The organism is Pseudobacter sp. (assembly GCF_051955275.1).
In the GTDB taxonomy this organism is placed as follows: domain Bacteria; phylum Bacteroidota; class Bacteroidia; order Chitinophagales; family Chitinophagaceae; genus Pseudobacter.
Map to the genome: position 1 here is coordinate 45,236 of NZ_JBQCGW010000272.1, position 12,519 is coordinate 57,754.

The 12,519-nt window shown below is 47.1% G+C and carries 11 protein-coding genes; 5 read left to right on the forward strand and 6 right to left on the reverse strand.

All coding sequences use genetic code 11. The annotated features are described in order from the left end of the window. Positions 1 to 3: 3 nt before the first annotated feature. From ACTHMC_RS24065 to ACTHMC_RS24080, 4 genes are read left to right on the forward strand one after another with little or no spacing between them, the layout of a single operon-like run. On the forward strand, positions 4 to 1,200 hold the full coding sequence (locus ACTHMC_RS24065) for a DUF4876 domain-containing protein (protein WP_440417133.1): 1,197 nt from the start codon (positions 4 to 6) through the stop codon (positions 1,198 to 1,200). Between the two features lie 20 nt (positions 1,201 to 1,220). Further along, a complete protein-coding gene (locus ACTHMC_RS24070; protein WP_440417135.1) occupies positions 1,221 to 2,771 on the forward strand; it encodes a DUF6850 family outer membrane beta-barrel protein in 1,551 nt (516 codons plus the stop codon). Between the two features lie 14 nt (positions 2,772 to 2,785). Continuing rightward, positions 2,786 to 4,993 carry a HEAT repeat domain-containing protein gene (locus ACTHMC_RS24075; RefSeq protein WP_440417136.1) on the forward strand — a complete coding sequence of 736 codons (2,208 nt, stop codon included), beginning with the start codon at positions 2,786 to 2,788 and terminating at the stop codon, positions 4,991 to 4,993. A 21-nt stretch (positions 4,994 to 5,014) separates the two neighbouring features. Continuing rightward, positions 5,015 to 7,240 carry a HEAT repeat domain-containing protein gene (locus ACTHMC_RS24080; RefSeq protein WP_440417138.1) on the forward strand — a complete coding sequence of 742 codons (2,226 nt, stop codon included), beginning with the start codon at positions 5,015 to 5,017 and terminating at the stop codon, positions 7,238 to 7,240. Between the two features lie 58 nt (positions 7,241 to 7,298). Here ACTHMC_RS24080 and ACTHMC_RS24085 read toward each other — a convergent pair whose 3' ends face one another. The 6 genes from ACTHMC_RS24085 to ACTHMC_RS24110 form a co-directional block, all read right to left on the reverse strand. Then, complete coding sequence (locus tag ACTHMC_RS24085) at positions 7,299 to 8,078, reverse strand: hypothetical protein (protein ID WP_440417140.1); 780 nt, start codon at positions 8,076 to 8,078, stop codon at positions 7,299 to 7,301. Between the two features lie 85 nt (positions 8,079 to 8,163). Beyond that, on the reverse strand, positions 8,164 to 8,955 hold the full coding sequence (locus ACTHMC_RS24090) for a hypothetical protein (RefSeq protein ID WP_440417142.1): 792 nt from the start codon (positions 8,953 to 8,955) through the stop codon (positions 8,164 to 8,166). A 175-nt stretch (positions 8,956 to 9,130) separates the two neighbouring features. Then, the gene (locus ACTHMC_RS24095; RefSeq protein WP_440417143.1) at positions 9,131 to 9,379 is read right to left on the reverse strand and encodes a hypothetical protein; all 249 of its coding nucleotides are present in this window, start codon (positions 9,377 to 9,379) and stop codon (positions 9,131 to 9,133) included. A gap of 156 nt (positions 9,380 to 9,535) precedes the next feature. Further along, on the reverse strand, positions 9,536 to 10,318 hold the full coding sequence (locus tag ACTHMC_RS24100; protein ID WP_440417145.1) for a hypothetical protein: 783 nt from the start codon (positions 10,316 to 10,318) through the stop codon (positions 9,536 to 9,538). Between the two features lie 62 nt (positions 10,319 to 10,380). Further along, on the reverse strand, positions 10,381 to 11,313 hold the full coding sequence (locus tag ACTHMC_RS24105) for a YihY/virulence factor BrkB family protein (protein ID WP_440417147.1): 933 nt from the start codon (positions 11,311 to 11,313) through the stop codon (positions 10,381 to 10,383). A 77-nt stretch (positions 11,314 to 11,390) separates the two neighbouring features. Beyond that, the gene (locus tag ACTHMC_RS24110; protein ID WP_440417149.1) at positions 11,391 to 11,828 is read right to left on the reverse strand and encodes a PepSY-like domain-containing protein; all 438 of its coding nucleotides are present in this window, start codon (positions 11,826 to 11,828) and stop codon (positions 11,391 to 11,393) included. Between the two features lie 377 nt (positions 11,829 to 12,205). On the opposite strand from ACTHMC_RS24110, the gene ACTHMC_RS24115 reads away from it, so the two are divergent. Further along, entirely contained in the window at positions 12,206 to 12,412 is a 207-nt protein-coding gene (locus ACTHMC_RS24115; protein WP_440417151.1) for a hypothetical protein, read from the forward strand. Positions 12,413 to 12,519: the final 107 nt, after the last annotated feature.

The following is a 12,519-nucleotide window of genomic DNA, read 5'->3' on the forward strand; positions in this document are numbered from 1 at the left end:
AGCATGAAATCGATCCATCTTTTATATATCATAGCAGGAATAGTGCTGCTGGCCGGTTGCCGCAAAGGATACCAGGAATTGCAGCAGCTGCCTACAGTCATCAAAACTGTTTACCCCGCGCATTTCCTCAAACAGGAGGCAGGTAATGTTGACCTCACCATCATCAATATCAATACCGGGCAGGAATTCAAGATACAGACAGATGCACTGGGTAGAGTTAATGTACCAGGCCTCATCAATGGAGAATATAATGTTCACGGGTTTAAAATGATCTCTCCGGAGGAAGCTTTTGAGCTCACTAAAGTAGCTGACGCATTCCCGGTGAATGGAACAGCCAGGATCATCGTGAATGCGGAGAATGGTGAAACAGTGATCCGGATGATCGGCAGCAATGCAAAGCCACTCCTGTTCAAAGAGATCTATTACACCGGGTCCCGTACTCCCAGCAACGGTACTTATTTCTCCGATCAGTACTATGAGATCTATAATAATACAGATTCCGTGATGTACGCAGACGGGCTGTGTATTGGTAATACCGGAGGTGCCCCCGGCAATACACCTACTGCAAGGACCTGGGGCTTCCGGGATGAAACCGGCTACGTGTATATGCAGAATGTATGGATGATCCCGGGTAGCGGTCATGATCACCCGATACCTCCCGGAACTTCCATCATCATTGCACAGGATGGCATCGATCATAAAACAGACCCTCTCGGAAATCCTGCTTCACCAGTTAACCTCGGGTTAGGCATTGCCAACTGGGAGAGCTATGTGCCACGTGCGGATAACCGGGATCTCGATTCCGATGTCCCCAACCTGCAGTCCGTTTATCTCGGCAGTGTCGGGTTCGACTGGCTTACCTCCGTGTTCGGTCCGGGTATGGTGATCTTCAGGCATAAAGATGTGGCTAACCTCCCGCTCTTCACGGAACCTGGTTCCACCAGCACTGCGCAGTTTATGCAGGTGCCGGTTGACAGTGTGTTCGATGCAGTGGACTGCCTGGCCAATCCCACTGCCATCAATTTCAAAAGAATTCCTGCCAGCATCGATGCAGGCTTCAACAATTGCACCGGAACTTATACGGGAGAGGCGCTCCGCCGCAAGGTGGCACGCGTGGAAAACGGACGAAGGGTGCTGCAGGACCTCAATAACTCCACCGTAGATTTTGAAATGGTTAAACCTCCAGTTGTTAGATGGTAAGCCACCCTAAAACCAATTTTATGTTGAAACGAATCATATACCTGCTCCCCATAGTTTTTGGTACCGCCGTTCAGGCACAGGATACCCTGAGCACTATCAGCGGTAAACTGCAGCTGGCACCCATCCGCAACCCCTGGATCAGCACGCAGAACGCTGCCGGCCTTTCCGTACTGCCGGCTACCTCACTTGGTCAGACCGCACTGGGAGTGAACATTGAAAGCGGGGATCTCAGAAGACCGCAACAACCTTACACCGGCCGCAGCCTCAACTTCCTCTCGGAAAGATACCAGCCACTGGGTAATGCGTCCTTTTATGGGAAATTTTCCTTCCAGCAAAGATGGGATGATGATATCCGCTGGTCTGCCGTGCTGGACCCATACCGCCGCAACCCTTATATCATTGCAGACTCTATGGGGGGCGACTGGAAAAAACAATTGTATGACCTGGAACTCAAGGCCAGCACACCCGTGAATGAGAGCCGTTCCATTCTGATTGGAGCAGGCGTCCGCTACAAAGTTGGCACAGGCGCCAGGCAGAACGATCCCAGGCCCCTGACTTATACGAATGATATCACCCTCAATCCGTCTTTAGTGTGGGCATTGAATAAATCATTCAGCCTGGGTGTGAATGGAAATTTCAATTTCTATAAAGAGAAACTAAATTTCCAGGTAAGTAATAATGAAGATATCCATTATCGCTACAGACTGGCCGGTCTTGGATACTACTACCGTTCACAATCTGTTACTGAAACCCGCTTTTACACGGGCAAGACCTATGGCGGATCTGCACAACTGCAATGGGAAAAAAACAACCTGCGTTTATTGCTGGATGCCGGTTACTCCATTCGCACGGATGATGCACAGGACGGTTCCATCGCACCGGTATGGTATGGCAATTTCAAAGAAGACCAGTATCATGCCAGCCTGAACGCCACGCTGCTCACAGGTACATATACCCATCAGTGGAATGCTTCCTGGAAAACTTTCGATGGCAACGGAAAAGACTATCACTACGGCGCTTCCATCGGCAATGAACTACCCAAACTGGTGAACTCGGATATCCTCAGCACTACTTTCTATAACGAAGGCTCTCTGAGCTATCGCTGGATCGCAGACCGTTTTCAGGATGATTTCAAATGGATGGCAGAAGCGTCCGTCACTTATTCAGGTATGGATAACCGTTATAATTATCCGAAATCAAGAAATACTGTCGATGCCAACGAATACCGGATCGCATTTACCCGTAACCTGGTATGGAGCGATGCAAAGAACTTTACCTGGGGCGTGAACCTGGCGCTGCGCGACTGCTTCACCCAGTTCAATAACTACGAGTCTTTCGGGTATCAGTCCGACGTTGTAGTGAAAGGACTGGTGAATCCTGACCAGGAATGGCTGGCATCGGATATTTTCAAAGCAGGGCTCTCGGCGCAGTACCGCTTTCCCATAACACGTGGTTCTGAAACCTCATTATATGTAAAGGCGGAAGGAAGTATCTGGAAGCGTGTGAATACAACCGCGCTGCCAAATGCCTCCCGCAATTTCGCAGGCCTTACCATTGGCATGACCTATTAAAATCCTGAACCCAGATGAAGCAGATCTTTCAAATCGTTTTAGCTTCCGTACCCTCTTTATTTCAGCAGGCAACTGCCCAGCAGGTGCTTGCCCGTCCCCAGAGAACCGATGCTGTTGTAGCTGTTATTTCTGATGAGGAAATAGCAGCTACGGCATCTTTCCGTAATTATTGTCAGATGCTGGAAAGCAAGGAGGGACTTGGTGTGTATGCGGTATCCGCCAAATGGAAAGATCCCATGCAGGTGCGCAATCTCCTGCAGGAGGCGCGCAAACAGTATCCTGCACTGGAAGGTGTTGTGCTCATCGGCAATGTGCCCGTGGCCATGATCCGGAACGCGCAGCATATGACCACGGCTTTTAAAATGGATGAACAGAAATTCGATCGCCGTCAGTCATCCGTGGCAAGCGACCGCTTCTATGATGATTTCGATCTTCTATTCAGGCCCATCGAACAGGATCCTGAAAAACCACTCTGGTTCTATTATGAACTGGAAGAGACTTCGCCACAGGCCATCCGATCTGATATCTATTCAGGCCGGATCATGAGCCATGCAGCAGGAGAAGCCCGGGTACAGGAGATCAGCCGCTTTCTTGATAAAGCAGTGGCGGCCCGCGCTGTAGTCAACCCACTGAATAAAATGCTGGCTTTCACCGGAAGCGCTTACAATTCTGAAAGCATCACCTCCTGGATGCATGAACAATATGCTTTACAGGAAGTATTGCCGGCAGTGTTCAGAGAAACCGAAGGATACCGTGCCTTGCATTTTTCCATGGACCAGCAGATGAAATACCGGCTCTTCAGCGAGCTGCAAAGGCCTGGTCTGGATCTAACCATCTTTACGGAGCATGGAGATATCGAACAACAGTACATCAATAACTCCCCGTCAGGGGATAATATCGATTTTTCTGTAGCGCTGATAAAATACACACTTCGTACCAGCCTTCGCAGGGCAGCTGCAAGAAAGCAGGATGTAGAACAGGCTAAACAGAAACTGATCAAAACATATGGTGTTCCTGAAAACTGGTTCGATGGCGCATTCGACAACGATTCACTCCGTATTGCGGACTCCATCTATGCCACGGAAAGGGAAATCTTCAGCAGTGAGCTGAACAAGGTTTCACCCGCTTCACGCATGGTGATCTTCAATGCCTGCTACAACGGCTCATTTCATCGTCCTGAAAATATCTCTGCCGCTTATCTTTTTGGCAAGGGGCAGACGCTGGTTACACACGGTAATACTACCAACGTGTTGCAGGATAAATGGACCATCGAACATATCGGTCTCCTGGAACGCGGCGCCCGCGCTGGTCAGTGGAGCCGTATCAACAATACACTGGAGTCTTCGCTCAATGGCGATCCCACCTGGCATTTCTCTCATCCCCAGTCGGCGGCCGTGAATAAAATGCTGGCTGCACAACAGCCTGCTGCCTACTGGAGAAAACAGTTGCAGCAAACCGATATAGTGCTGCAGGCCGTAGCTATGAGAAGATTGTTTGAAACCGCCCGCAAAGAAAGTCCTGCTCAGTTCAGAAAGATCTACTTCTCTTCCAATAGCCGCACGCTCCGCATGGAAGCACTCAAACTGCTCAGCATGAGTGGCGATACCAGCTACCTGACAGTGGCTGCTGCTGCACTGCGTGATCCTTATGAGCTCATCCGCCGCAAGTCCTCCGAGTGGATCGCTAAAGCGGGGCACGATCAGTTCATTCCGCCGATCCTCGACCTGCTGATGGCATTTCCGGATGATAGTCGCGTCCGCTGGACTGCTACCCGCGCGCTTTCCGTAATGAACAATGATGAACTGGTGAAACAGATCAGTGCAAAGAAGCCGGCAGCGGCCTGGCAGTACAAAGCAGAGGAGTGGAGCCATGAATTGCTGGACGTGGCTGCCAAAGGCAAAAGTGATGGCGAAGAGTACATGAACAGCATACGGAATAAACAATTACCGGAAGACGCCCGTGTGCAGCGCGTGCGTTTCCTGCGCAATATGTACTACCATCACCTGATCCCGCAATTGCTGACAGTGGCTGCCGATGCAGATGAACCACTGGCTGTACGCAAGAATATTATCGAAGCCCTGGGATGGTTCTCCAATAGCTACAACAAAAAACTGATCCTGGATGCCTGTAAACAATTGACCACTGCAGCATCAACTCCTGCTGAACTTAAAGCCGAAGCAACCCAGACCATCGGCCGTTTACAATCCTGGATTTTGCCCTGATGAAAATAAAAAAGAACAAAAATGATGAGAAAAAAAATGTCCATTGTCCTTGGTGTATGCTGTGCACTGGGGCTCGCCAACGCTGAAGCCCAGCAGATAGAAAAGCCGGGGATCAGCACCCCTACCAGCTTCGCGATTGTAGTGGACGCCAATTCTTACAGCGCCCTGAAAACCGAGATCACCGCTTACAAGAAAGCTGTTGAGCGTGATGGCCTCGGCACCTATATCGTATCACATAACTGGAGCAAGCCTGATGAGATCAGGACCATCCTTCAGAAATTATTTGCGCAGTCCCCTAAACTGGAAGGCGCCGTGCTGGTAGGCGATATTCCTGTGCCAATGATCCGCGATGCACAGCATCTGACCTCTGCTTTTAAAATGGACCAGCGGAGAAACTGGAAATCTTCCAGCGTGCCGTCCGACAGGTTCTATGATGATTTCGATCTTCAGTTCAACTTCCTTAAACAGGATTCTGCGCAGAAGAATCTTTTCTACTATTCACTCAGCGCAACCTCCAGGCAGCATATAGGAATGGATATTTACACCGCGCGTATCAAACCTCCGGTACAGAAAGGTGAAAACGCCATTGAAAAGATCCGGGCTTACCTGCAGAAAGTGGTTGCTGAAAAAAGTAAGAATAATCCACTCAATGATTTCTTTGTTTACACCGGGCATGGTTATAATTCAGAATCACTGAATGCATGGGCCGGTGAACAGATCTCCCTGCGTGAGCAATTCCCGGATCTCTTCAAACCGGGCAATACTATCAAGTTCATGAACTTCAGAATGGATACACATATGAAGTTCACGCTCATGAATGAATTGCAGCGCGAAGAACTGGACATGGCTATCTTCCATGATCATGGCTCCGATGATGTGCAACTGCTGAGCGGTTATCCTTATGTAAGCAATCCACAACCCAGTATCGATAATATCCGCCGCTATCTCCGCGCCAAAGTGCGCGCAGCCAGCGAAAGAAAAGGCGGAGATGTGGAGAAGACAAAAAAAGGGTTTACTGAAAGTCTGGGCGTTCCCATGGCATGGATGGAAGACAGTTTTGCGGACTCCGTTAAAATTGCCGATTCCATTTTTGACGCCAGCACTGATTTTGCGATCCCTGATATCAAAACGATTCAACCCAATGCCCGCTTTGTGATGGTGGATGCCTGTCTGACCGGCTCCCTGCACCTGGATGATTATATGGCAGGATACTATCCTTTCAACAATGGCAAAACCATTGTGGCCATAGCCAACAGTGTGGGCGTATTACAGGATCTCTGGCCCGATGAAATGCTGGGGCTCCTGCAATATGATCTGAGAACAGGCAACTGGATGAAACATATCGCTTACCTGGAAACGCATCTTTTTGGCGATCCCACTTTCCGTTTCAATGGTAAAAACTCCATCGATCTCAACAAAGCCATCGTACTGCAAAAGAACAATGCCGCTTACTGGGAAACTCTGCTGAACCATACATCTCCCGATGTACAATGCCTGGCAATGGAAAAGATCTTTGCGATCAAAGGCATAGGTGCTTCAGCGATGCTTCGCAACAAATACTTCAATTCAAATTATGGAGTGGTGCGCATGGAGGCTTTTAAATGCCTTGCGCTGATCAATAATGAGGATTTCAAAGCTGTGTTACTGGCTTCCTGTAATGATCCATATGAATTTGTGCGCCGTCAGGCCGCTTACCTGCTCAGTGATATCGGCAGTGAAGATATGATCACACCTGCGGTGGAATTGTATATCAATGACGGGCATTCAAAACGGGTGGCAGGAAAGGCGAAGGATGCACTTGCATTTATGGACAGTAAAAAAGTGAAAGAACTGCTTCCGTCTATATATGCAAAACATACTCACCTGCACAATGCAAAGGAGGACCTGGATTACCAGCTGAAGCAGCAGGAATATACCATGTTCAAACTCAACAGGGATATGAAAGTGATCATGGATACTTCCAAGCCATTAAAGGAAAGGATAGCAGAGATCACCATTTTCAGGAATTACAATTACCATACGGAGGTGCCCAATCTCATTTCGCTGGCTCTGAATGCCAATGAGGACCTGGGGCTGAGGACCACAGTGGTGGAAGCTTTGGGCTGGTTTTTCCATTCTTATCAGAAGGAAAAGATCGTGGTGATGTGTAATGAGCTGATGGCAGGAAATTCTACTCCTGAATCATTGAAATTGCAGGCGCAGAAAACAAAGCGCATTCTGAAAGAGCGTAACCTCAGCATGAAATAAGCAGTAGGAAAACAGAAAAGAGAGTACCTGAACCGGTACTCTCTTTCTTGTTATGCCATTAATAATATGCAATGGTGAAATACTCATCGTAATAGAGGTTTGTTTTTTTGATCAGCCTTCCATCATTATCATATTCATTGTGGAAAGTGAGAAGCGTGCCATCATATTCACGGTAAACTTCAGCCAGGTTATGCTTGCTTAACACCATTTGCTGCATTTCATTGCCGCCAAAAATGATGTACATAAAATCCATTTTGTAGAATGGGTTCAGGTACCCGTCTGTTCGCAATGTAGTTATATGATCCCCCGCACCTTCTATCACCATATTGTTCCAGACCAGATCGTGATCCTGGTTGTACTCATAAAAATTTTCCAAAGTCCGGTCATCTCCTGCCTGCATTCTTTGTGCAATAAGATCTCCGCCACTGTTGTATTCCAGCAAGTATGTCACAGGCTGTGAAGCAGGATAGTTCGGACGAAGCTTCGTGTATTCCGTTATCCGGCCTTCCGAGTTGTATTGGATGTTTACATACAGCACATCAAGGTAGTTGCCCCAGAAAGAGGCCATGGTATCAGCATACTTTCCTTTACCATACATGATATGGCGTTCGTTATTTTTGATCACAGAGTCAAGTCTGCCTTCTTTATTATAATAGAACAGCGTAGTATCGTAGGGATTGCATAATGCTTTGATCCTGGTACCCGGTTGTTTGATCAGTGATTTGGCTTCTTCTTTATTTTCGGGAGGGCCGGCAATTTGGTCCGTGGCAGATTTGCTGCAGGAGATAATAGTTGATACGGCCAGTATTATTACCGGCACTGATTTCCATCTTTTCATCGGAATGACTGCTTTAATGATTAAAAAATAAAAACTTAACAGGAGCGGGCTAATGAATGGAACACAGCTTTTCCTTGTGTTATAATTAATAATAGGAAAGGGTGAAATAATCGTTGTAACGGAGGTCGGTTTTTTTGATCAGTCTGCCGTCTTCATCATATTCATTCAGAAAAGTGATCAGTCTGCCTTCGTATTCGCGATAAACTTCAACAAGGTTGTGCTTGCTTAATAACATCTGCTGCTTCTCATTGTAACCAAAGATGATGTACATCAAATCCATTTTGTAGAAAGGGTTCAGTTGCCCGTCCGATCGCAGCGTACAGATATGATCCCCCGCACCATCGATTACCGTATTGTTCCATACCAGATCATTATCTTCGTTGTACCTGTAGAAATTTTCCTTTTTCTGATTATTTTCGACTTGCATTCTTTGTTCTGTAAGATCTCCGGATTGGTTGTAATGCAATATATACCTGGCAGGTGGCCATCCTGGAAATCGCGGATGGGTCATTGTGTATTCGATCATCCGGCCTTCTTCATTGTATTTGATTTTTGTATACAGATTTTCCAGATATTGCCCGAAATCACTTTTAAAGTAATGGGCCATGGAATCGGCATACTTCCCTTTACCATACACGATGTAGCGATCATATTTGCCAATCACAGAATCAAGTCCTCCCTCACGATTATAATAAAACCGGATTGTATCAGATGAACTGATCATTGCTTTTATCCTGGTGGAGGACTGCCTGACCAGTGAATTTGAAGCATTATTTTCTACGGCTCTGTCACCAGCTTTTTCAACGGAGGATTTACTGCAGGAGACAATAGTACTTACGGCCAGCAACAATGCGGCCACTGATTTCCATTTTTTCATCGAAAATCTTTGATTTAATGATTAATAATTAAAAACCATTAACAGGGGCGGGAAAGTGGAAATCGAATGAGGGGAAATGCAAAGCTGGATCTTTTGCCTTAAGGCAGAAAGGGATTGCCGACCAGCGACCGGTATCTTTTAATCAGTTGAGGAAAAACTACAATGAATTGTTCTGTCAGAACCTGCTTAACCTATGCAGCACCTTCTTTGGGGTCTTGCTGATAGGAATCAAAAGAGCCGGAACCAGTATGATAGTTACCCGCAATAAAATTCTCTCCGTAATACCCTGGAAAATGCCGAAGGTATGCGCCCGGTGAACGGAGGCTGTTCCGGACATCACTACATCATGCGTTCTGTCGTTGGTACCGGCGATGGAAAAATGCCCGCTGAAATAGGTGGCGGAAGCGAGGCTGTGGATCACCATGGGCCGGGTTTTATAGCTGGATGAATGACCATGTACGGGGTTTGCAGAAAGATCTGCGTTGTACAGCCGGTCATCAGCAGGCATGCAGCCGCTGCAAACGGATAAGGGTTCTGGGCATAAAGGAAAGGTTGAAGTATATGATTAAGCGACGATAACTTAACGTCCCAGTCTGTAATTCACTCCCAGCTGCACGCCAAATACCCGGGTGCCTGCATTCATCTGAATATAACCGGTGGTGTTGATTTTGGTGACTGCGATGGTCTGCGATACCCAGGCGGGGTGTAAAGTATTGCCATTGGTCTGGCTATGCAGTGGGTTCACGCTCATGATATAGCCCATTTTGTAACCGAGCTGCCACTGGTTACCTACTTCGCCCAGGATCTCAGTGCTCAGTCCCCAGGTAAAATAATGATCCCTTGTGTCAACATAACGGATCTGGTTAACCGGAAGTTTCTGACGGAATTTGTAGTAATCGCCGAACTCCTGCTGATAGCTGAGTTCTGCACCGAGTACGCGCCATTCACCTTTCCTGAAAGGGCTAACCACGTTGATACCGGCTGAACCGCCAACCGCTCCGAAGAAATTATCGCCCTGTCTGAAGTAGGGTGATTGCTGGTCAGCACCCTCTGCATCTTTAGTATAATTCACACGATACTGTCCTACCATGGCATTGATCCCGTAATATCCCTGTAAACTGCCGAAGTTGTGCGAGCGGAATAAATTTCCATTGAAGCCGAAGTAACTGTCGCGCAACCTGTGATTGGCCGCGCCCAGTGTAAAGTTCCCACCAATATAAGTGGCTGCTGCGATACTGTCGCCTTGCAGCGGAATGGTTTTGTAAGGAGCCGTATTGCTGTGCATCGGGCTCTGGAAATAAGATTCGGATACACAACCGGTCATTAATACACTAAGAAAGATGCACAGGGTAAAATTTTTCACTAAGCGCTTGTTTGGTGTATGGACAAGCTCGTTACAGGATTCGTTGCTTTACTGTGCTGTAGCTATTTATTGAGTTCTTTTTTACCGAGTCCGGTTGTGTGGGCTGCATCTGTTTTGGTGGCCACTTCAGTGGGTTTCACCCGTACGCCTGAGCACTTCGACCATTCCCGGGTGAATTCGGCGCCGAAAAGAAGAATGAGCCCGGAATAGGAAACCCAGAGCATGATCAGGATCACGCTGCCTGCTGCGCCGTAGGCGGTTCCGGGATTGCTGGTGCCGAAATAGAGGCCCAGGGCAAATTTGGCGATGACAAATAAGATGGAAGTGAGCAGGGCACCGGGGATCACGGCCTTCCAGCTGATCTTAATATCAGGAAGATATTTGAACATGGCGGCAAAGAGGAAGGTGATGATGGTAATGGACAGAGCCAGGTCGAGTATTTTGAAGATCACCATGAATGATTCCGGGAGATAGCTGGTGAGCCAGGTGCTCAGGAGATTCAGCAGGGTGGATAATAATAAAGATACCAGCAGCATGAAACTGATCACCAGGATCAGTCCGAATGAGAAAAGGCGGTCGCGTATCAGTTTTATGAATTTGCCTTTGGGCTCGGGTTTGATCTCCCAGATATTGTTGAAGATCTGCTGCACATTCACAAATACACCGGTGGCGCCAAAGAGCAGAGTAGCGATGCCCAGAGCTGATGCGAGCCAGCTTCCCTTTGTTTTGCTGGCAGTGGCCACGATGTTCTGGATATATTGAGCGGCTTCATAACCAACGAGGCCGCCGAGCTGGGTGGTCAGCTGGTTGGTAACGGCTTCTCTTCCCAGGAAGTAACCGGCCACGGCGATGATCACTACCATCAGTCCGGGGAGTGAGAAAATGGTATAATAAGATATGACAGCGCTGCTGGCAAATGGCATGCGGCTGTCCCAGGCCTTGTACGTGCTTTTAAGGCAGTTGAATATTTTCCTGAATGGCAGTTTAAACCTCATGATCAATAGTTAAGCTATTGCGGAGGGTTAAAAAACGATACCGCCGGGGAGGGTGGGGAGGATATTGCCCGGAATGATTACCAGCCTTTGGTGTTGTCGGTCTGGCCGTCGCGGGTGAAGACTACTTTGAGGTCCTGCGGCTTCCCGTTGAGTTCCACCTGGTAGAACAGGTGGCCGTTTCGTGCGATGCGTTCAGTTTTATCGATCTTATAATGGGGGTATTGTTGTTTGATGGCTTGTTTCACTGTCTGGGGCAGTTGTGCGTGAGGGATCTCTCTTTTATATACGATGAGCTGGCCATTGGATTCGAAGAGGGCTTTATGATCAGCGCGTTTGACATCGAATTCGGCTTCGTACTGGTTGGCTTTCTTTTCCCATTCCACTTTGGGTGTATTGGGGAAGTACTTGTTGAATGATTTGATAACAGCGGGGGGAACCTGTGTGGTGGGGATATCCTGGCTGAAGGATGTGCTGGAAAACAACAGGGTGAGGCTGAGCAGCAATGTGGTTTTCATAACAATGGTTTTATAGTATTACAATATAATGGTTTTATGGTTTGGGAGGAAGGAGGGGGGAGTACCTATTATATATATGTATAGCGGGTAAAGAAGAAATTTCGAGAATAATTGCGAAATATTTGGTGAAGTGATGGAAATGTATACCTTTGCAACCCGTTAAACAACAGGGAGTTCTTTAGAAGATTGGAAAGATAGAAACCGGAAAGAAAATCAGATTAATTGTAAAATAAATTTGGTGAGTAAATCGAATCGGCCTACCTTCGCAACCCGTTTAAAAACAATGAGTTCTTTGCAAATAAACGGGATGTCTGCAGAGGAAAAAAGATTGAAAAAAGAGAAGAAAGATTTGGTGAGTAAATGAAAACGACCTACCTTTGCAACCCGCTCAAAATCAAAGAGATGAAGATGATGAAGCGGTGAAGGGAAAGAAAAAGAAGCCGAAGAAAATTGAGAAAAGATTTGGTGTTGAATACGAAACGGACTATCTTTGCAACCCATTCAAAAACAGCGAGTTCTTTCAAATATTGGTCAGTAAAAATGGAGAAAAAAATCTTCGGAATTTACTGAAAAATATTTGGTGAAAATACTTTGGTTCACTACCTTTGCACCCCGCTCGAAAGAGTAGGTAAAAAAGGGGATAGAAGTTGAACCTTTAAGATCTTTGAAAGTTTGGAAACAATAGCACATT